At 64.4% G+C, this 20,237-nt stretch carries 15 protein-coding genes; 11 read left to right on the top strand and 4 right to left on the bottom strand.

Translation table 11 applies throughout. The features are described from left to right. Positions 1-5: 5 nt before the first annotated feature. The 3 genes from LOKO_RS12870 to LOKO_RS12860 form a co-directional block, all read right to left on the bottom strand. Positions 6-1,217: an iron-containing alcohol dehydrogenase gene (locus LOKO_RS12870; RefSeq protein WP_066449913.1), complete on the bottom strand. Its 1,212-nt coding sequence runs from the start codon at positions 1,215-1,217 to the stop codon at positions 6-8. 40 nt (positions 1,218-1,257) lie between these two features. After that, positions 1,258-2,544 (bottom strand): NAD(P)/FAD-dependent oxidoreductase, encoded by a 1,287-nt coding sequence (locus tag LOKO_RS12865; protein WP_066449912.1) that lies wholly within the window; start codon positions 2,542-2,544, stop codon positions 1,258-1,260. Positions 2,545-2,635: 91 nt separating this feature from the next. Beyond that, entirely contained in the window at positions 2,636-3,343 is a 708-nt protein-coding gene (locus LOKO_RS12860) for a GntR family transcriptional regulator (RefSeq protein ID WP_066449910.1), read from the bottom strand. A gap of 267 nt (positions 3,344-3,610) precedes the next feature. On the opposite strand from LOKO_RS12860, the gene dnaX reads away from it, so the two are divergent. The 6 genes from dnaX to LOKO_RS12830 all read left to right on the top strand — a co-directional run bounded on the left by dnaX (position 3,611) and on the right by LOKO_RS12830 (position 8,739). After that, positions 3,611-5,710: a DNA polymerase III subunit gamma/tau gene (gene dnaX, locus LOKO_RS12855; protein ID WP_066449907.1), complete on the top strand. Its 2,100-nt coding sequence runs from the start codon at positions 3,611-3,613 to the stop codon at positions 5,708-5,710. Positions 5,711-5,747: 37 nt separating this feature from the next. Continuing rightward, on the top strand, positions 5,748-6,074 hold the full coding sequence (locus LOKO_RS12850) for a YbaB/EbfC family nucleoid-associated protein (protein WP_066449904.1): 327 nt from the start codon (positions 5,748-5,750) through the stop codon (positions 6,072-6,074). A gap of 3 nt (positions 6,075-6,077) precedes the next feature. After that, the gene (gene recR, locus LOKO_RS12845; protein WP_066449902.1) at positions 6,078-6,686 is read left to right on the top strand and encodes a recombination mediator RecR; all 609 of its coding nucleotides are present in this window, start codon (positions 6,078-6,080) and stop codon (positions 6,684-6,686) included. Positions 6,687-6,715: 29 nt separating this feature from the next. Beyond that, positions 6,716-7,846: a ribonuclease D gene (gene rnd / locus LOKO_RS12840; RefSeq protein ID WP_066449900.1), complete on the top strand. Its 1,131-nt coding sequence runs from the start codon at positions 6,716-6,718 to the stop codon at positions 7,844-7,846. After that, on the top strand, positions 7,843-8,154 hold the full coding sequence (locus tag LOKO_RS12835; protein ID WP_066449895.1) for a YcgL domain-containing protein: 312 nt from the start codon (positions 7,843-7,845) through the stop codon (positions 8,152-8,154). Before rnd ends, LOKO_RS12835 begins: the two co-directional genes overlap by 4 nt. Positions 8,155-8,289: 135 nt before the next feature. Then, the gene (locus tag LOKO_RS12830; RefSeq protein ID WP_066452349.1) at positions 8,290-8,739 is read left to right on the top strand and encodes a YcgN family cysteine cluster protein; all 450 of its coding nucleotides are present in this window, start codon (positions 8,290-8,292) and stop codon (positions 8,737-8,739) included. 45 nt (positions 8,740-8,784) lie between these two features. Here the strand turns inward: LOKO_RS12830 and LOKO_RS12825 are convergent, their stop codons facing one another. Continuing rightward, the gene (locus tag LOKO_RS12825; protein ID WP_066449892.1) at positions 8,785-10,899 is read right to left on the bottom strand and encodes a S9 family peptidase; all 2,115 of its coding nucleotides are present in this window, start codon (positions 10,897-10,899) and stop codon (positions 8,785-8,787) included. 86 nt (positions 10,900-10,985) lie between these two features. On the opposite strand from LOKO_RS12825, the gene LOKO_RS12820 reads away from it, so the two are divergent. The 5 genes from LOKO_RS12820 (at position 10,986) to hrpA (ending at position 20,178) form a co-directional block, all read left to right on the top strand. Beyond that, positions 10,986-11,435 carry a hypothetical protein gene (locus LOKO_RS12820; protein WP_066449888.1) on the top strand — a complete coding sequence of 150 codons (450 nt, stop codon included), beginning with the start codon at positions 10,986-10,988 and terminating at the stop codon, positions 11,433-11,435. 10 nt (positions 11,436-11,445) lie between these two features. Beyond that, the gene (locus LOKO_RS12815) at positions 11,446-13,335 is read left to right on the top strand and encodes a vWA domain-containing protein (protein WP_066449885.1); all 1,890 of its coding nucleotides are present in this window, start codon (positions 11,446-11,448) and stop codon (positions 13,333-13,335) included. Further along, entirely contained in the window at positions 13,328-14,128 is an 801-nt protein-coding gene (locus LOKO_RS12810) for a class II glutamine amidotransferase (protein ID WP_066449883.1), read from the top strand. Before LOKO_RS12815 ends, LOKO_RS12810 begins: the two co-directional genes overlap by 8 nt. Before the next feature lie 230 nt (positions 14,129-14,358). After that, complete coding sequence (locus LOKO_RS12805) at positions 14,359-16,044, top strand: AMP-binding protein (RefSeq protein ID WP_066452348.1); 1,686 nt, start codon at positions 14,359-14,361, stop codon at positions 16,042-16,044. 54 nt (positions 16,045-16,098) lie between these two features. Beyond that, positions 16,099-20,178 (top strand): ATP-dependent RNA helicase HrpA, encoded by a 4,080-nt coding sequence (hrpA, locus tag LOKO_RS12800; protein WP_083517579.1) that lies wholly within the window; start codon positions 16,099-16,101, stop codon positions 20,176-20,178. The last annotated feature ends 59 nt before the right edge of the window (positions 20,179-20,237 follow it).

The raw sequence follows: 20,237 nt of genomic DNA, 5'->3' as shown, positions 1-20,237 counted from the left end.
CCTGGCTACAGGCGGGTTTCCAGCAGGGCACCCAGCTCGGCGTCGGTGAGTACCAGCGGGTTGGTCTTCATGCTGCCGCCCCGGGCACCGGCGACCACCCGTTCGATATCCGCGTTTGTCATGCCGTAGGCGCCCAGTCTCGGCATCGCCAGGCGATGGGTCCAATCGAGTAGCGTTGCGGCCAGTGCATCGCAGGCTTCGCCATCGCTCAGTTCGTGCTTGCCTGTGAGCAGGCGGCCGACCTCGGCGTACCTGGCCAGTGCCGGATTGCCCGGCTCGCGCAGGCGCAGCGCCGCGACGTTGGCCGCGGTGGCCTCGGCGACCAGGGTGCCGCACACCGTGCCGTGGGGAATCGGGAAGAAGGCGCCCAGGGGGGAGGCCAGTCCATGCACCGAGCCCAGGCCCGCCTGGGCCAGGGTCACCCCGGACATCAGCGAGGCGTAGGCGAGCTGGCCGTAGCCGCGGCTTGCCTCCGGGTGGCCTTCTTCCCAGGCAGGCCAGAAGCCGCGACAGAACGCCTGCATGCCGGACCAGGCCAGGGCGTCGGTGGCGGGGCTGGCATTGAGCGAGACGTAGGATTCCAGCAACTGGGTAAAGGCATCCATGCCGTTGGCGGCAATCTGCGCCTTGGGGCAGCCTGCCAGCAGTTCGGGGTCGACCAGCGCCACGGCGGCGACCAGACGCTCATCGCGAAACGATTTCTTGAAGCCATCTGCACCCTGCACGCTGAGCACGGCGTTCTTGGTGGCTTCGCTGCCGGTGCCGGCGGTGGTCGGTAGGGCGATCAGCGGCACCGCCGGGCCACGGTAGGGGAGACCACGGCCCACGCCCTCGAGATGATCCATTACCGAATCGCCGGTGCGTAGCAGGCCGGCGACGGCCTTGGCGGCATCCAGCACGCTGCCGCCGCCGATTGCGACCACCACGTCGATGTCGTTCTCTTGGTGCTCGCTGACGATGGCATCCACTCGCTGCGGCGAGGGCTCACCCTCGATGGTGACGTGATGCCAGGCGGCGCCCTGCTTCACGAGGGCAGCGACCAGCTCGCTCCAGTGGCGCGAAGTGACAAAGGAGCGCTTGCCGGTTACCACCAGCACGCGATTGCCATGTTCGGCGATCAGCCCCGGCAGGCGCGTGATGCTACCTGCACCGAACTGGATATCCGGCAGGCGGGCGATACGGAAGTCGTCGATGCGCTCGGGAAAGGATGCGGACATGGCAGGCTCACGATTCTCGTTATTGGGTTTCAGGCATAGCTTAACGCCAGCGTTCCAGCAGTTGGTAATACCACATCCCCGCGGCCAGCAACGGATTGCCAAGGGCATCCCCGAACGGCACCTTGAGGTGGCGACAGGCCGCGAAAGTATCGAATTCCTCCATATGCCCCGCCATCGCCTTGGCCATGATCTCGCCGACGATGTGCGAGGTGGCCACACCATGCCCCGAGTAGCCCTGGGCGTAATAGACGTTGTCGGACAGTCGGCCCAGCATGGGGATGCGATTGACCACGATGCCGGCCATGCCCTGCCAGGCGTAGTCGATCGGCGTGCCCTTGAGCTGGGGAAAGGTGGCCTCCAGACGCGGGCGCAGCTCGGCGGCGATGTCGGGGGAGTCTTTGCCTGAATAGTTGGCGCCACCGCCGAACAGCAGCCGGCCGTCGGCGGTAAGACGGTAATAGTCGAGCACGAAGCGGCAGTCGTAGACGGCCAGGTCCTGGGGGTTGATGGCGTCGGCCAGTCCACCCAGCGGGGCGGTGGTGACGATGCCAAGCGATGCCGGGAACAGCCGGCCGCCCAGCCTGCGTCGCTCCAGGCGGTGATAGGCGTTGCCCGCCAGCAGCACCCGGTCGGCACGCACGGGTCCATGTTCGGTTACCACCGCAGGAGAGGGGCCGTGGTCGATGCGTGTTACGGGTGAGTGCTCGAAGAGCTTCGCACCCAGCTTCTCGGCGACCCGCGCTTCGCCCAGGCACAGATTGAGCGGATGCAGGTGCAGGTTGTAGCGGTTGAGCAGGCCGCCGTGGTAGCACTCGGTGCGCACCACGTCACGGACCTGACTCGCATCCAGCAGCTCGACGTGCTCGCCCATGCCGCGGATCTGGCAGGCCTCGAAGTCGGCCTGCAGCGCCGCCATGTGAGAGGGCTTCCAGGCTGCCTGAAGATGCCCCTGCTTGAGATCGCATGGGATGGCATATTTATCGACCCGTTCGCGAATGATGCGCTGACCGCGCCATCTCAGGTCCCAGACGAAGTCCTCGGCGGCCTCGCCCAGGGTGCGGCGCATCTGCTTGCGCATGGCCGCTTCGCCGGAGAGGCTGCCGGTCACCTGACCGCCGTTGCGACCGCTGGCGCCCCAGCCGATCCTGTTGGCCTCGACGATGGCCACCCGGTAGCCCCGCTCGGCCAGCTCCACTGCCGTGGCCACGCCGGTGAAGCCGCCGCCGACGATGACGACGTCGACCGTCACATCACCTGCGAGCTGCGGATAGTTCGACTCTTCGTGAATCGTTGCAGTGTAGTAGGAGTCGCAGCGAGGGCTGGGCATGAGGGCTCCAGTAGCAGTAGCAAGTGTCGAAAATACTCAACATCATGCTAGCACAGGCTGGGGCTAGTAACGCCAGCCCGCGAGCCCGGCGTCAGGGATCGGGCTGGCTTTTCTGCGCCTCCGCAGTGAGGGAGAAGTCGGCCAGGTAGCGGGTCAGCCGTTGGGCCAGCGCGTCGCCGGCCTGCTCGGCGTGCTGACGTGCCAGCCGCTCCGCCCGGCTGGCATCGCCGTCAACCACCGCGTCGAGTATGTCGCTGTGCTCTTCCCAGACGCGCCTGGGGGGCGACGAGGCATCGATAACGGCACCCATGGCACGGCGAAGGTGGTGCCAGTGGGTCGCAACGGACTCTTCGATCAAGGGATTCCCTGACAGCCGGTAGATCAGGCGATGGAAGGCCATGTCCGCCGCGATCATGGCCAGCGGTTGTCCGCTGGCACAGGCCTGGCGACCTGCCTCGAGCAGGGTCTGACCATGTCGCTGTGCTTCGTCGGGGGCGTGCAGGGCCGCTTCTCTGGCGGCGAGGGCATCCAGCGAGGCGCGTACCTGATAGAGGTGACGGACGTGAGCGGCGCTGAGCGGCGCCACCTTGACGCCGCGACGGCCCATGGCGCAGACGAAGCCCTCGTTCTTGAGCAGTTGGATGGCCTGGACGATGGGCTGGCGCGATACCCCCAGCCGCTTGGCGAGTGAGTCCTGGTTGAGGCGGGTATCGGCCGGCAGTTCGCCGCTGCAGATAGCATCCAGCAGGGAGTGGTGTACGCGCTGCACCAGCTGGGTGGGAGTCGGAAGGGCTTCCATGCGAGTTTCCTATCAATGAATACCGTATTTCGTATACGAAAAATAGATTGCAAGCGCTCCCTGCGTCAATCGATTCGCCTCGCGACATGTGAGCGGCTATCGAGGCATTCAGCCGGAGGCGTTTCGGGCTGTGCTTTGCGCCCCAGGCCACAGCCGGTAGAATGGCGGTTTGCTTTCGTGGTCGGCACGTCCGGGGAGGGGTCTCGCGACGTGCAGGCACTTTCAGACCGGCTGCCAGCCAGCCCAGCTGCAAGGATTCCGCGCTGCATGAGCTATCAGGTTCTGGCCCGCAAGTGGCGGCCTCGCACTTTCCATGAACTGGTCGGGCAGGAGCATGTCCAGCGAGCGCTGGTCAATGCACTCGATCAGGGTCGCCTGCACCACGCCTACCTTTTCACCGGCACCCGGGGGGTCGGCAAGACAACACTGGCAAGAATACTTGCCAAGTGCCTCAACTGTACGGCAAAGGGCCATGGCGAGGAGGGCGTGACATCGACCCCCTGTGGCGAGTGTGATAGCTGCCGGGCCATCGACGAGGGGCGCTTCGTCGACCTGATCGAGGTCGATGCCGCCTCGCGTACCAAGGTGGAGGACACCCGCGAACTGCTCGACAACGTGCAGTATGCGCCGACCCAGGGGCGCTACAAGGTGTATCTCATCGATGAGGTACACATGCTCTCCACCAGCAGCTTCAATGCCCTGCTCAAGACCCTCGAAGAGCCGCCGCCCCACGTCAAGTTCCTGCTTGCCACCACCGACCCTCAGAAGTTGCCGCCGACGGTGTTGTCGCGCTGCCTTCAGTTCACGCTCAAGAACATGCCGCCCGAGCGCATCGTCGAACACCTGGCCAAGGTGCTCGAGGCGGAACAGGTTGGCTTCGAGGAGAGTGCGCTGTGGCTGCTGGGCAAGGCGGCCGATGGCTCCATGCGCGATGCCATGAGCCTGACCGACCAGGCCATCGCCTTTGGCCAGGGACAGATTTGCCACGCCGATGTGGCCGCCATGCTGGGTACCCTGGACCACCGTCATGTGGTGGCGCTGGTCGAGGCGCTGGCTGAGGTCGATGCGGCCCGTGTGCTCAATGAGGTGTCCCAACTGGCGGAACAGGGGCCGGACTTCGCAGCGGTGCTCGACGATGTCACCGGTGTCCTGCACCGCCTGGCGGTGGCCCAGATGGTGCCCGGCGCGCTGGACAATGGCCATGGCGACCGGGATCTGCTGCTGGCACTGGCCGCACGCTTCACCCCCGAGGACATCCAGCTCTACTACCAGATCGGTATCCAGGGTCGCGGCGACATGGCGCATGCCCCAGACCTGCGCACCGCCCTGGAGATGACCTTGCTGCGCATGCTGGCCTTTCGTCCCCAGGGCGTGCCTCAGCCGGCGAAAACGCCGCTGCCGCTGCGGGGGGAGCCCGGCCCCGTCACTCCATCGGCTGCCGGAGCCGGGCCTTCGGGCAGCCCTCCGCCTGACGAGGCGCCCGCCGCGGCAGGGAGGGAGGGCGCAGGCCTCCCCGATGCTGCAAGAGGCGAGGACGGCCTGCCGGATGCCGGGGACCATGCGAATCTCGCGCCGACTCCCGAGCCGCCGATGGCGCAGGATCGGTTCGAAGCGCCGCCGCCCTGGGAGGAAGCGTTACCGGAGGCCTCCACGGCACCTCCCACCGTGGCTGACGGTCTGAACCAGGGCCGGGAGGCGGCGCCGAGACCGGCGGAGAATGAGAAGGAAAGGGAAAGGGAAAAGGAAAGCGAGAAGGAGGGCGAGGTGGCCATCGCCGCCGCTCCGGCTCCGCTTTCGACTGCCGAGGCGTCTGTCGTTGCCGGTCCAGAGTCGGCCGTTTCCAGGCCCGCTGTGATTCCCGAGCCGGCTGGCGTCGAGGACCTGGATTCGCCGTCGGCGTCGCCGTCTTCTGCCCCGGCCGAAATGCTGAAGGCGGGGCATGCAACCGGCGACGATTCGGCATGTTTCACCCATGCGGTCTGGCTTGAGCGTTTCGATTCCCTGGGCCTGGGCGGCCTGACACGCAACCTGGCGGCACATTGTGTGGTCGAATCCGACGATGGCAGCCGTTTGGTACTTCGGCTGGCCCCCTCCCAGGACGCCATGAATGCCGAGATTCATGTTCGGCGTGTGCGGGAAGCCCTGGCTGGTATCGGTGTGACGCGACAGTTGATCATCGAGGCGGGGCCCTTGCCGGAGGCGGTCGAGACGCCTCGACAGCGTGCCGATCGCATTGCCGCCGAGCGGCATGCCGTGGCGGTGGAGGCGCTCGAGCGGGATCCGCACGTGCGCCAGTTGCAGGAGACGTTCGGTGCACGCCTCATCACTTCCAGCGTCAAGCCGGTAGATGCATCGCAGCGGGCCTGAGCCCGACCAGTCGCTTTAGCCAACGAGAGGAACGACCATGATGAAAGGTGGAATGGGCAACCTGATGAAGCAGGCCCAGGAGATGCAGGAAAAGATGCAGCGCGCTCAGGAAGAGGTTGCCAAGGCCGAGGTGACCGGTGAAGCGGGTGCTGGCATGGTCAAGGTGACCATGAATGGTCGCCATGACGTGAGCAAGGTCGATATCGACCAGAGCGTCATGGAGGAGGACAAGGAGCTGCTCGAGGACCTGCTGGCGGCTGCGGTGAACGATGCCGTGCGCAAGGTGGAAGTCAGCTCCCGTGCGAAGATGGAGGAGGCGACGGCGGGGCTTAATCTGCCGCCGGGCTTCAAGATGCCCTTCTAAGCGATGAGCTTTTCTCCCCTTGTCGAGAGACTGATGGAGTCGCTGCGCGTCCTGCCCGGCGTCGGCCCCAAGACCGCGCAGCGCATGGCCATGCATCTGCTCGAGCGTGACCGTGACGGCGGCCGTCGCCTGGCAGCGGTGCTGGATCAGGCGCTGGAAGAGGTCGGCTACTGCCGGCGCTGCCGCACGCTCACGGAAGAAGAGATCTGCTCCATCTGTTCCAGCGGACGGCGAGATGACTCATTGCTCTGTGTGGTGGAGTCTCCCGCCGACCAGCTGGCCATCGAGGAGGCCGGTGGCTACCGCGGGCGCTATTTTGTGCTCCATGGCCATCTGTCGCCGTTGGATGGCATCGGCCCGGAAGATATCGGCCTGGAACAGCTCGAAGCGCGTGTGGCCGAGGGCGGGGTAGTGGAGGTTATCCTGGCAACCAATCCAACCGTGGAGGGCGAAGCGACGGCTCACTACATCGCCGCTCAACTGACCGAGCGATATGGGGTGTCGCTGTCACGGCTTGCCTATGGCATGCCCATGGGTGGCGAGCTGGAATACGTCGATGGTGGTACGCTCAGCCGCGCGTTCAATGGTCGCCTGCCGTTTCGCGGCGACTGATTCACTTCCCTAAACTGCCGGATGACTGCATGTCCCTGACCCCCGAGATACACTGGATCGATACGCCCGAGGCGCTCGACGCCGCCTGTGCCCTAGTCGCGGATGCCTCGGTCATTGCACTGGATACCGAGTTCTTCCGCGAGAAGACCTTTCATCCAGTGCCGGCGCTCATCCAGTTCTCCGCCGGCGGTCCGGCCTGGTTGATCGACCCCCTTGCCGTGGACTGCACCGACCCCTTCCGCCGCCTGCTGAGCGAAGGGCCGCTCAAGCTGTTGCACGCCAGCAGCGAGGATCTGGAAGTGCTGGCTCATTGGGCAGGCGGGGCGGTGGCGCCACTGGTCGATACCCAGATCGCCCAATCCCTGCTGGGAGAAAATGCTGCCATGGGCTATCAGCGTCTGGTCGAGCACTGGACCGGTGAAGTGCTGCCCAAGGATGAGACGCGCTCCGACTGGCTGGTACGTCCGCTGAGCGAATCCCAGTGCCTCTATGCGGCCCTGGACGTGGTCTTTCTGCTCAAGGTCTGGGAGCACCAGCGAGAGGCTCTCGATCGGTTGGGGCGCATGGAATGGCTGCAGGCCGACTGCAGCGAGCTGGTGGCCCAGGCGTTACGCAGTGAAGGGGCGGATGGGCAGTGGTATCTCCGAAATCGCCAGCTGTGGCGGCTCTCGCCTCGTCAGATAGAGGCCTACCGTCTGTTGACGATATGGCGGGAAGGCGAGGCACGGCGTCGCAACCTGCCGCGGGGGTGGCTGGTCAATGACCGAGTCCTCCATGGCATCGCCGAGCGCATGCCCGAGAACCGTTACCAGTTGGCCGAAGTCGAAGATATCAAGCCGGGGCTGATCAAGCGCGACGGTGACACCTTCCTTTCGCTGGTGAAACAGGCTCGGGAGGCAGAGGGTGAAACCCTCCCCCCCGAGTTGCCTTCCCCCATGGATCCGGCCTTCAAGCGACGTCTCAAGGCGCTAAAGCGGGTGGTCAACGGTGAGGCTGAGCGGCTGGGCCTGGCGCCGGAGGTGTTGCTGCGCCGCCGCGAGCTCGAGGCCATGGTGACCGCGGACCTGAAGGGGGAGGTACTGCCCTTGCCGGGTGGGTGGCGGGGCGAGTGCCTTGCCGAGGCCCTTGAAAGTGTGCTCTCCGAGGTGAATGCGTCATGACCGATGATCGTATGAAAGGCGACAAGCTGCTGTGCGAGATCTTCAAGAGTTCTCGCAAGGAGGAGATGTATCTCTACGTGGACAAGCGCCAGGGCTTGAAGGAGGTACCCGAGGCATTGCTCGAACGCTTCGGCAAGCCGGTTTCGACCATGACGCTTATCCTGACGGTGGACAAGCCGATGGCACGCGCCAAGGCGAGCGATGTCATCGCGGCCATTCGCGAGAAGGGGTATTACTTCCAGATGCCGCCGGCCAAGGAGGAGTATCTGATGGATCTGTATCGGACTCCCACCGAGGCACGCTATTGATGGAACAAATGGCTGCACGGGCGAATCGCTATGTTGCCCGAATCCTCGGAATCCTCACATATACCCCATATGCTCCGGATCCTGCGTTTCGGGCGCCTTGCGCTTCATCCCGTTCGCCAATTTGTTGGTATTGATATGCGTGAACGATTCTGGGAGCACTACCCGCTCGAGGAGCTCACCGCTGAAGAGTGGGAGGCCCTGTGCGACGGCTGCGGCCAGTGCTGCCTGCTCAAGTTCCAGGACGACGACACCGGTGACCTGGCCGTCCTGGGCGTGGCCTGTGAGTTGCTCGATATCCATAGCTGCCGCTGCAGCGACTATGCCAATCGCCAAGCCCGGGTGCCGGACTGTGAGCGGCTGACGCCGCAGCGCATCGACGAATTTCGCTGGTTGCCCAGGTCCTGTGCCTATCGCCGTGTGGCGGAGGGGCGCAAGCTGGCAGGCTGGCATCCGCTGATTTCCGGAGACCCGGAGCGGGTCCACCGCAAGGGAGTCAGCGTGCGCAGCTTTGCCATCTCCCATCGGGATGTGCCGGAAGAACAGCTGGAAGATCATATCATCGCTATCCTTCCGATTGACGGCTGATCGCCCCTCCAGTCCCGCCTGGAAGTCGTTGGTTCTGCAAGCCTTTCAACCCCCCTGCGTATTCCTGGCAGCCAGCCCCAGCGCCCAGAGAATGAAGGCATCCTGGCGGGCATTGTCGTGCCATGCCTTGAACCGGCCAGAGGCGCCGCCATGGCCGGCATCCATGTCGGTGCGAAGCAGCACGGGCCCGCGGGCCGAACCCAGCTCGGTGACGCGAGCGTAGAGCTTGGCGGGCTCCCAGTAGGGCACCCGGGAGTCGTGCCAGCTGCCCTGAAGGAACAGGGCCGGGTAGGGCTGGGCAGAAAGGTTGTCGAGGGGGGAGTAGCTGCGGATATGTCGACGCATGTCCGGGATATCGGGGTTGCCCCACTCCGTGTACTCGGCTGTTGTCAGCGGCAGGTCAGGGTTTTCCATGGTGCGCAGGACATCGACGAAGGGCACGTCCAGAACTGCGGCGCAGAAGGCTTCGGGGGCCAGGTTTAGGCTGGCGCCCACCAGTAGGCCTCCTGCACTGGCGCCGTATGCCGCGATGCGCTCCCCATCGCTGAAGCCCTGATCGACCAGGGCATTTCGGGCGGCCAGGAAGTCACGGAAGCTGTTCTCCTTGTGCTCCATCTTGCCGGCGAGATACCAGGGCTCACCGCGGTCGCCGCCGCCGCGAACATGGGCAACGGCAAATGCCATGCCGCGGCTGAGCAGCTCGAGGCGGGCCACCGAGAACCAGGGGTCGAGCACCTCGCCATAGGCCCCATAGCCGTAGAGCAGCGTGGGAAGCGGCCGCCCGGCCAGGTCGGCACGCATCACCACCGAGACGGGGATGCGTTCGCCATCGTGGGCCGTGGCCCAGATTCGCTGACAAGCGAGATCGTTGGGCTGCAGGTCGCCATGGATCGCCTGGGTCTTCACTACCCGGCGTTCGCCACTGTCCAGTTCGTGCTCGAGCCAGCGAACCGGCATGACGAAGGATTCTTCACGCAAGCGCAGGCGGCGGCTGGCGAAGTGAGGCACATCCCCCAGCATCAGGCTGCAAGGGGACTCGGGCAGTGGCAGCCGTTCATCACGTGTTGCGACATGATGTTGATCGAGTTCGATGATACGCACATGGACCTGCGCTTCATTGTGGTCGCGTTCGGTGACTACCAGACCCCAGGCAAAGGCATCGACGCCCTCAAGCGTGGCCTCGTCGCGGTGTGCTACCAGTGGCTGCCAGGCACCATCGGGCTGGGCTTCGTCCAGCCTGTCCAGGCGGAAGTGCGGGGCGTCACGGTTATGCAGGACGTAGAAGTGGCCGGGGCGGTGTTCAACGCCGTACTCCACGCCTTTTTCTCGTGGCCGGAAGCAGCGAGGAGCGGCGGTGGGGTCCCTGGCGGGGACCAGATGGCATTCGCTGGTGTCCTTGGAGGCGCTGTCCAGCACCAGCCACTCCCGTGAGCGTGTCTTGCCCAGGCCGACCCAGAACTCTGGATCCGCTTCCTGCAGCATGCATATCGGCTCATCCGCCCGGGGGGCGACGCCGGCATCCAGGCGTAGGGGCAGCCGCCAGATGCTGTCCGGGCGCTGGGTCGCATCGAACCGGGTGAAGAGCAGCGTACGATTATCCTCCGCCCAGCTCAGTTCCGAGGCGATGTCATCGAGCAGGGCAACCGGCTCGCCGTGTGGCAGGTGCTTGATATAGAGTGTGTAGCGCTCATCTCCGCTGATATCCTCGGTCCAGGCAAGCCAGCACTCGTCCGGCGACAGTGCCATATCGCCGAGTTCGAGGAACCGCTGCTGCTCCGCCCGGGCATGCAGGTCGAGAAAGGGGACGGCGTCCTGCTCGCGGCCGTTGGGGTGGCGCCACCAGACCGGGTAGTCGGCATCGGCCGCAGTCTCGCTCCAGTAGGTGTGATGGTCCAGTGCCGTTCGCAGGCCATGGACCGCCAGCTCCCGGCGCGCAAGGTGGCCGTGGTAGAGGCGCTCCACCAGGCCGTCGAGTGGCATCAGCCAGGCGCGGGATTCCCGGTTGGCCGCCTCGAGGAAGGCGCTGACGTCAGGGTCGTCACGATTCTCCAGCCAGTGCCATTCTGGATCGTCGGTTCGACGAAAACGGCTGACGGGGGAAGGGGGGTGTCCATCGGCTGACAACGCATCGCTGGTGTTACGGGGTAGCTGTGCTTTCATTGGGTCGCGTGTACCATACTCTATAACGAATTCCATCCTGTGCGGTCCGTCTCTTGGCGGGCCGTGGCGCTGAAAATGAGGTATCGATGCTGACGACCGATTCGATGTCCCTACTATGGCTGACCTATCTGGGTTTGTCGCTGGTGATACTCGTCACCGGCTATCTGGGGTTGGCCTTCCTGCCGCGCATTTTACGCCTGCCGATCACCTGGGCGGTGGCGGGCATACTCTGGGTGCCTACTCGCTTCCGCTTGCCGCTGGTGGAGGAAGGTGAATTCTATACCGGGATGGCGCCGGCCGTGGTGGTGGCAGCCGTTGCCTTTCTTGAACGCAATAGCGCGGCCATGATGTCATCCGCGCTACTGGTGGCGGCCGGCGCCGGCCTGGGCATCGCCGTTGGGTTACTGCAATGGTGGATGTTGCGGCCGGCCGATGAGTATGCACAAATCGACGATGACGATAACAATGGGCGTGATGGCCGCGACGGAAGACAATCCCGTGAGCCGCGCGAGCGCCGTGAGCCGATGATCGGCTAGGGAGCCCCCGATGGGGAGGGTGTTGCATAAGAGCTGGCTTTGGCTGGCAGTGCTGCTGGGTCCAGCGTTGCTGTCGGGTAGCCTTCCTGCGGCCCCTCTGGAGGAGCGGCCGGACGTCAGGGTGATCATCGACGTTTCCGGCAGCATGCGCCATAACGATCCGGAGCAGCTGGCGGCGGAAGCGCTGGAATTGCTGGTGGCCTTGCTACCCAGCGGGGCGAGAGCCGGCGTCTGGACCTTCGGTGAGCGTGTGGAGAATCCACTCCCCCTGGGGCCGGTGACTTCCGCCTGGCGAGAACAGGCGATGTCGCTGTCGCCCCGGCTGGTGGAGTATCAGCAGTTCACCGACATCGAGTCCGCCATTCGTGAGGCGGCGGCTCCCGAAACCGACGGTCATCGCCATCTGGTGCTGCTGACCGATGGAGTGATCGACCTGTCCCCGAGGCTCGGTGCCAAGCCGGGCATCGACGATGTCTCCCGTCGGACACTGCTGGAATCCCTTGGTCCTCGTCTGACCGCCGGTGACGTCGCGATTCATGCCATTGCCTTCTCCGACGAGGCCGACCTGGACCTGGTGGAGCGCCTGTCCCAGCAGACCGGCGGCCTGTCGGCACCGGTCGAGAGCCCCGATGCGCTGCTGGGCGCTTTCCTCAATATCTTCGACCGTATCTTCCCTAGCGATCGCCTGCCTTTGACCGACGATCAATTTCTCGTCGAGCCCGGCCTCGATGGCTTCACTGCCTTGCTGTTTCGCAAAGCGCCGGATGAGGCCGAAGGCCGCGAGCGGTCGCCGGCGGTTCTGATCGCACCGGATGGCAGACGATTCACGGTGGAGGCTCCCCCTGATGGCGCCACCTGGCGAAGCGAATCGCGCTACGACCTGATCCAGGTCCCTGACCCCATGCCGGGGCAGTGGCGCCTGGAAGGGGGGGTGAACAAGGATAGCCGGATCACCATCGTCTCACCATTGAGCCTGCAGACCGGCGGCATACCCGGCACGCTATACTTGGGTTTCGACGTGCCACTGGAAGCCTGGCTGACTCATGACGGGGAGGTGCTGGGCCAGGACGCCTTGCCGGCGCATCTGGAGATGACCGCGATACTGCATGACGACAAGGGTTCGACCCAGTCGGCGGTGGTGCTCGAGCAGGCGGCCGATCGCTTCACCGGGACCTTGCCGGCACCGGCGTTGACCGGAACGGCCCAACTGGTGATTCGAGCCGAGGGGCAGGGATTCAGGCGGCAGCGGATTCAGGCAGTCAATGTCCTGCCGGCGATCGCGGCGCGGCATGAGGCGGAGAGTGACCGGGTCCTGCTGACGGCCGAGCATCCGTTGCTGAATCACGACAACACGCGACTGCACGGGCAGTTGCAGGGGGCCAGGCTGGACGCTGAGCCACAGGCGGCGCGGCGCTGGCTGATCGGGCTGCCGGAGCTGGACCCCGGGCTCAGCCAGCCGCTGCTATTGCGTGCAGAGGTGACGCTCGACGGTGAGACACGTGAGCTGCGTCTGCCCAGGCTGGTGCTTTTTCCCCATAGCGAAACCGCGATCGACCAGGCTGCGGGCCCAACAGTGCTGAGCATCGAGCGCTTCCATGAGGAGCTGGACCTGCTGCCTGAATCGAGTTCCCCCACCTCGCAGTCCGGGGGCATGGACCGATTCCTCTCTCTTGTGGAGCGCCTCCCGCTGCTGGCCCAGAGCCAATGGGACGACTGGCGGCCCATTCTGGACCGACAGCTCGAGGCCGGCAGGCAGGACCCGCGTGTCTGGGGTCTGGTATTGCTGGTCGTTGTGGTGCTGTTGTTGCTGGGTCTGACCTGGCGGCGCCAGCAGCGGCGCCAGCAACGGCGCAGGCGCCGACGCTTCACGACGACGCGACGGGAGGAGCCGCATGTGTGAGTTGTTGGGTATGAGTGCCAACGTGCCCACGGATATCTGTTTCAGCTTTACCGGCTTTCTGCACCGTGGCGGCGGCACCGGTCCGCATCGGGACGGCTGGGGTATCGCGTTCTACGAAGCGGGAGGCTATCGCGATTTTCGCGACCCACACCCCTCGGTTCGCTCGCCGATCGCCCGGCTGATCACTGATTATCCGATCAAGTCGCATATCGCCATAAGCCATATTCGCCAGGCCAACGTGGGAGAAGTGCGCCTGGCCAATACTCACCCCTTCACCCGGGAAATGTGGGGGCGCACCTGGTGCTATGCCCATAATGGCCAGCTCGAGGGTTGGCAGGCGCTGCCGCTGAATTTCTATCGTCCGGTGGGCGATACCGACAGCGAGCATGCTTTCTGCTGGCTGCTGGCCGAACTGCGCCATCGCTTCCCCGATGCCCCTCGGCAGGGCGAGGCCCAGGAGCTCTGGCAATGGCTGCATGAACTCTGTGAGCGGCTGCGTGGCCTGGGCGTCTTCAACTTGCTGTTGGCAGACGGCGAGTACCTTTATACCTATTGCTCCACCAAGCTTGCCCATATCACTCGGCGGGCACCCTTCGGCAAGGCCGAACTTTCCGATGCCGAGCTGACGGTGAACTTTGCCGAGCACACCACCGCAGCGGACGTGGTATCGGTGGTGGCCACCGAGCCGTTGACCTGCAACGAGGAGTGGGCGCGAATGCAGCCGGGTGAGCTGCTGGTCTGGCGCCATGGTCGGATCGAGGCACGCTTCAGTTCGGCTGGGGCGGTCGACTGATGCAGGCTTGCCATAGCCTGGAACCGCCAACTTGCCTTTTTTCCTTTTTTTGCCCAGCTTTGGGTACAGCAGCTTGCCAAAGGGATGGATGGCTCAGACATGAACGTCTGTTTCAATCGGTCGTTTTACAGTGATGCGGCGCCTGGTATATCTTAGCCGCCTGTCACAATAAAAACGGTCGATGCTCGATGGTGAGCGACCGACGTCGACATGCTGCGGAGAAAATGCTGATGAGTGAGCACGCCAACGACCAGGTTCTGACTGGACCCGAATTGAAAGGGATGGAAAATTACCGGTCGCTCATGGATGTCTTCCATGAGGCGGTGAAACGGTTTGCCGATAACCCGGCCTTCACCTGCATGGGTCAGACCCTTACCTTCACCGAACTGGACAAGCTCTCCGGCCATTTCGCGGCTTGGCTTCAGCATGAAACCGGGTTGCAGCCGGGTGACCGTATCGCCATCCAGCTGCCCAACGTGCTGCAGTTTCCGGTGGCGGTCTTTGGTGCCATGCGTGCCGGCCTGGTGGTGGTCAATACCAATCCGCTCTATACCGAGCGCGAGATGGCTCATCAGTTCAAGGACTCCGGCGCCAAGGCAATCCTCATTTTGGCCAACATGGCGGACAAGCTCGAGAAGGTGCTTGACCGTACCGATATCGAACACGTTCTGGTCACCGAGCTTGGCGATCTGCACGGTTTCCCCAAGCGCTTTCTGATCAATGCCGTGGTCAAGTATGTCAAGAAGATGGTGCCGTCCTATTCGCTGCCCATGGCGGTGCCGTTCCGCAAGGCGCTGAAGGACGGTGCTTCACGCAATCATCGTGAAGTAGAGCGCGAACTGGACGATATCGCGGCGCTGCAATACACCGGCGGTACCACCGGCATGCCCAAGGGCACCATGCTGACCCACTGCAATCTGGTGGCCAACATGCTGCAGGCGGATGCGGCCATCGGTCCGGGCCTGGACGAAGGCAAGGAGGTGGTGATTGCGCCGCTGCCGGTCTACCACATCTACACCTTTACCGTGAATTGCCTGTTTTTGATGAAGACCGGCAATCACTCGATTCTGATCACCAACCCACGGGATCTGGACAACTTCGTCAAGGAGCTCAAGAGCATCCAGTTCACGGCCTTCATCGGCCTGAACACGCTGTTCAATGCCCTGTGCAACCGTGACGACTTCCGCAATCTCGATTTCTCCAAGCTGCATCTGACCATTTCCGGTGGCATGGCACTGACAAAGGCCTCGGCGGAGCGCTGGAAGGAAGTGACGGGTTGCGACATTGCCGAAGGCTACGGGCTCACCGAGACCTCTCCGGTTGTCAGCTTCAACCCGATCGATAATATTCAGCTCGGTACCATCGGCAAGCCGGTGGCCGGCACTTCGGTCAAAGTCGTGGATACCGACGGCAACGACCTGCCGCTGGGAGAGGCCGGCGAGCTCTGTGTGAAGGGCCCTCAGGTGATGAAGGGGTATTGGAATCTCGACGAGGAAACTGCCAAGGTGCTCAGCGACGACGGCTGGTTCTCCACCGGTGATATTGCCGTGCTGCAGGAGGATGGCTTCATCAAGATCGTCGATCGCAAGAAGGACATGATCCTGGTGTCGGGCTTCAACGTCTATCCCAACGAGATAGAGGATGTCGTGGCGGCGCACCCCGGCATCGTCGAGGCGGCAGCCGTTGGCGTACCCGACGAAAGCAGCGGCGAGGCGGTCAAGCTGTTCGTGGTCTCCAGGGATGAAAATCTCGACGAGAAGAGCCTGCGTGAATGGTGCAAGAAGGAGCTGGCGGCATACAAGGTACCCAAGTCCGTGGAGTTCCGGGATGAGCTGCCGAAGACCAACGTCGGCAAGGTGCTGCGTCGCCAGCTGCGCGACGAAGAGCAGGAGAGGCAGGGAGAGCAGAAATCCTGATCGACGTGGTCACTGCCACGTCGCATTAGGCGCGACCCGCCGCTGAGCGTTACAATGACCTGCCCGTTCCGGTGTTCCGGAACGGGCAGGTTTTTTCCATTTGCCGAGGATCTCGTGACCACCGCCATTCGTCCTGATTCTTCTGCGACTTCTCCGGAGCACGATGAGCTCGACCGTCTCTACCAGGCGCTCGATGCTGTCATGCTGCGCGACCGTGCCGGGCTGTTGCGTCGGCTCGACGGGCTGGCGCGGCGTCTTAAGGAGGGCAAGCCGGTAGACCGGGGGCTCGCCGAGGCCGGACGGGCCGTGGTGCGTTCGTCCACGCTGGTTGCCCAGCGCGAGGCAATGCCGGTGACGCTGGCCTATCCCGACACCCTGCCGGTGGTCGAACGGCGGGATGATATTCTTGCTGCCCTGCGCGAGCACCAGGTAGTCGTGGTGGCGGGGGAGACGGGATCCGGCAAGACCACCCAGCTGCCCAAGCTCTGCCTGGAGCTGGGCCTCGGTCGCCGCGGCCTGGTCGGCCATACCCAGCCGCGCCGGCTGGCGGCACGCTCCGTGGCGACGCGGCTCGCCGAGGAGATGGCCGTGCCTCTGGGTGGCCAGGTGGGTTACCAGGTCCGCTTCACCGACGAGACCGGCGACGACACCCTGATCAAGCTGATGACCGACGGCATCCTGCTGGCCGAGACGCGCCATGACCCGGACCTTAGCCGTTACGAAGCGATCATCATCGACGAGGCCCACGAGCGCAGCCTCAATATCGATTTCCTGCTCGGCTATTTGAAGCGGCTGCTGGCACGACGCCCTGATCTCAAGGTGATCATTACCTCGGCGACCATCGATGTGGAGCGCTTCGCCGCGCATTTTGCCCTGCCCAGTGAGGATGGCGAGCCAAGGCCGGCGTCGGTGGTAGAGGTGTCGGGCCGTACCTATCCGGTGGAGGTGCGCTACCGGCCCCTGGTGCGTGACGCTGACGACGAGGCTGACCGCACCCTGCAGGAGGGTATCCTGCATGCGGTGGAGGAGATCGAGGCGGTCGAGCGCGAGAAGCGCTGGTTCCATGGTCCCCGGGATATCCTGATCTTCTTGCCCGGGGAGCGTGAGATCCGCGAGGCGGCGGATACCCTGCGACGTGCCGACCTCAAGGGCACCGAGATACTGCCGCTCTATGCGCGGCTCTCTAACGCCGAGCAGAACCGGGTATTTGCAGCCCATGCCGGGCGCCGCATCGTGCTTGCCACCAATGTTGCCGAAACCTCGCTCACGGTGCCGGGCATACGCTATGTCATCGACCCCGGGCTGGTACGCATCAGCCGCTACAGCTACAAGTCCAAGATCCAGCGGCTGCCGGTGGAGCCCATCAGCCAGGCCAGTGCCGATCAGCGCAAGGGGCGCTGTGGCCGGGTGGCGGAAGGTGTCTGCATTCGCCTCTATGACGAGGAGGACTTCCTCTCCCGCCCTGGCTTCACCGACCCCGAGATCCGGCGCACCAACCTGGCCTCGGTAATCCTGTCCATGCTGTCGCTGAAGCTGGGTGACATCGAGGACTTCCCCTTCGTCGACCCGCCGGATGCCCGTTTCATCAAGGATGGCTTCCGCCTGCTGTTCGAGTTGGGGGCGGTGGACCAGGCCAACCGGCTGACGCCGCTGGGGCGCAAGCTGAGCCGGCTGCCCATCGACCCCCGCCTGGCCCGAATGGTGCTTGCCGGCGCGGAGCAGGGTGGGCTGCGCGAGGTGCTGGTCGTGGTCTCGGCTCTGGCGGTGCAGGATCCCCGCGATCGGCCGGCGGACAAACGCGAGGCCGCCGATCAGGCCCATCGGCGCTGGCAGGATCCTGAGTCCGATTTCGTCGCGCTGCTCAATCTCTGGCATGGCTTCGAGGCGGCGCGCGACGAGTTTTCAGGCAACCGGCTGCGGCGCTGGTGCAAGGAGCACTACCTGAATTACCTGCGCCTGCGCGAATGGCATGACACCTTTCGCCAGTTGCGCCAGCTGCTGCGCGAGATGGAGATCGAGGTACCGCCTCCCACGCGGGCGACGAATGAGGTCGAGGACGAGCAGGCCAGGGAGCGGGCACATCGCGAGAGCGCCGTGCAGCTTCACAAGGCGCTGCTTCCCGGGTTGCTGTCTCATCTCGGCCTGCTCACAGAGAACCGGGAATACCTGGGCGCGCGCAACCGGAAGTTCTTCATCCACCCCGGGTCGGGGCTGGCCAGGAAATCGCCCAAGTGGTTGATGGCCTTCGAGCTGGTGGAGACGTCGAAGCTGTTTGCCCGCACGGTGGCCAGGATCGAGCCACAGTGGATAGAGCCCCTGGCCGGGCACCTGGTCAGGCGCACCTACAGTGATCCCCACTGGGAAATGAAGCGGGCCCAGGTGGTGGCCAATGAGCAGGTGACCCTGTTCGGGCTGCCCGTCGTCTCGGGGCGCAAGGTTCACTATGGCCCCATCGCCCCCGGTGAGGCACGGGAGCTGTTCCTGCGTCGCGCCCTGGTGGAAGGCGAGTTCCGCACACGAGGTGCCTTCTTCGACCACAATCGCGCATTGGTCGAAGAGGTGGAGGGGCTAGAGGATCGGGCACGAAAGCGTGATATTCTGGTCGATGAAGAAACACTGTTCGATTTCTACGATGCCCGCATTCCCGCTGATATATTCAATGGAAAGGGATTCGAGCATTGGCGGCGGCAAGCCGAGCGTGACGACCCCGATATTCTGAAGTTCGACCGTGAGGCACTGCTCGCCCGGGAAGCGGAAGAGATCACCCAGGCACAATACCCCGATGAACTGATGCTGAATGGAGTACGCTATCCACTGAGCTACCGTTTCGAGCCTGGCGCGCCTGACGACGGCGTGACCTTGACGGTACCGGCTGCCATGTTGCCCCAGCTGCCACTGGCACGGCTGGAGTGGCTGGTGCCGGGCCTGTTGCGCGACAAGTGCATTGCGCTGCTGAAGTCGCTGCCCAAGTCGCTGCGTCGCCAGGTGGTGCCGATACCCGACTGGGTGGATGCGGCCCTCGAGGCACTGGTGCCCGACGACATTCCCTTGACCGAGGCCCTGGGCGAGTTCCTGCGCCGCAAGACCGGTGCGCGGGTCCACCCGGATGACTGGCGTACGGAGCAGCTCGAGCCTCATCTGATCATGAACCTGAAGGTGGTCGATCACGAGGGGAAGACGCTGGGCGAGGGTCGCGATGCTAGGGCTCTTGAGCGTCGCTTCGAGGCGGCCGCCGGGGAAGGCGCCAGGGCCCTTGCCGCGGAAGCCAGTGCCGCCGAGGCGGTCACGGACCTGCCCATGGAGGCGCTGCCGCCCTCGCGTGTGACCACGCAGGCCGGTATCCGGGTCGAGGCCTATCCTGCGCTGGTGCCCGATGGCGATGCCTTTCGGGTCGAACTCTTCGACCATCCGGACAAGGCCGAGTGGGCGCATCGCACCGGGGTGGCGCGGCTTGCCATGGCGAGACTGCCTGAGCAGGTCAGGGCCATCGAGCGGCTGTCCGGACTCAACACCTGTGCGCTGCTGTTTGCCAAGGTCGGCAGCAAGCGGCAGCTTAACGAGGACGTGGTGGAAGCCGTATTCACCCAGGTGCTGGCCATGTCGCCCCTGCCTCGCTCGCGGGAGGAACTGGCGTCTCGAATCAGCCGCTCCGCCGCAGAGCTTGTGCCGCATGCCGAAACCCTGGTCGCTACCCTGCAGGCCGGACTCGAAGGGCACCTGGCAGTGACCAAGGCGTTGAAGGGCAATCTCAGCCTGGCGTTGGCGCTGGTTTACAGTGATATCAAGGCCCAGATGCAGCGTCTTGTCCATCCAGGCTTCGTGGGTGAGGCGGGTGACTGGCTCTTTGAGTATCCACGCTACATGGAAGCCGCCCTGCTTCGCCTGGAGAAGGCGCCACGGGAGCGCATGCGCGACCAGATGCACATGCAGATGGTGCAGGACTTCGAGGCGCGTCTGGCGGCCCGGCGTGAGAGCCAGCGGCGTGGTGGACACGAAGCCCCGGAGCTGGTCGAGTTCGGCTGGTGGATCGAGGAGCTGCGTGTCTCCCTGTTCGCACAGCAACTCGGCACCCGGATGCCGGTCTCCACCAAGCGGCTGGAGCGACGCTGGGCCGAATTGACAGGTACGAATTGACAGGTACAAGGCCGACCGGCGGCTGATGATAGCGGCAGGGTGGGGCCAGCAGGGCGAGG

The organism is Halomonas chromatireducens, from assembly GCF_001545155.1.
Classification (GTDB): Bacteria; Pseudomonadota; Gammaproteobacteria; order Pseudomonadales; family Halomonadaceae; genus Halomonas; species Halomonas chromatireducens.
This window is presented reverse-complemented; position numbering and strand designations above follow the sequence as displayed.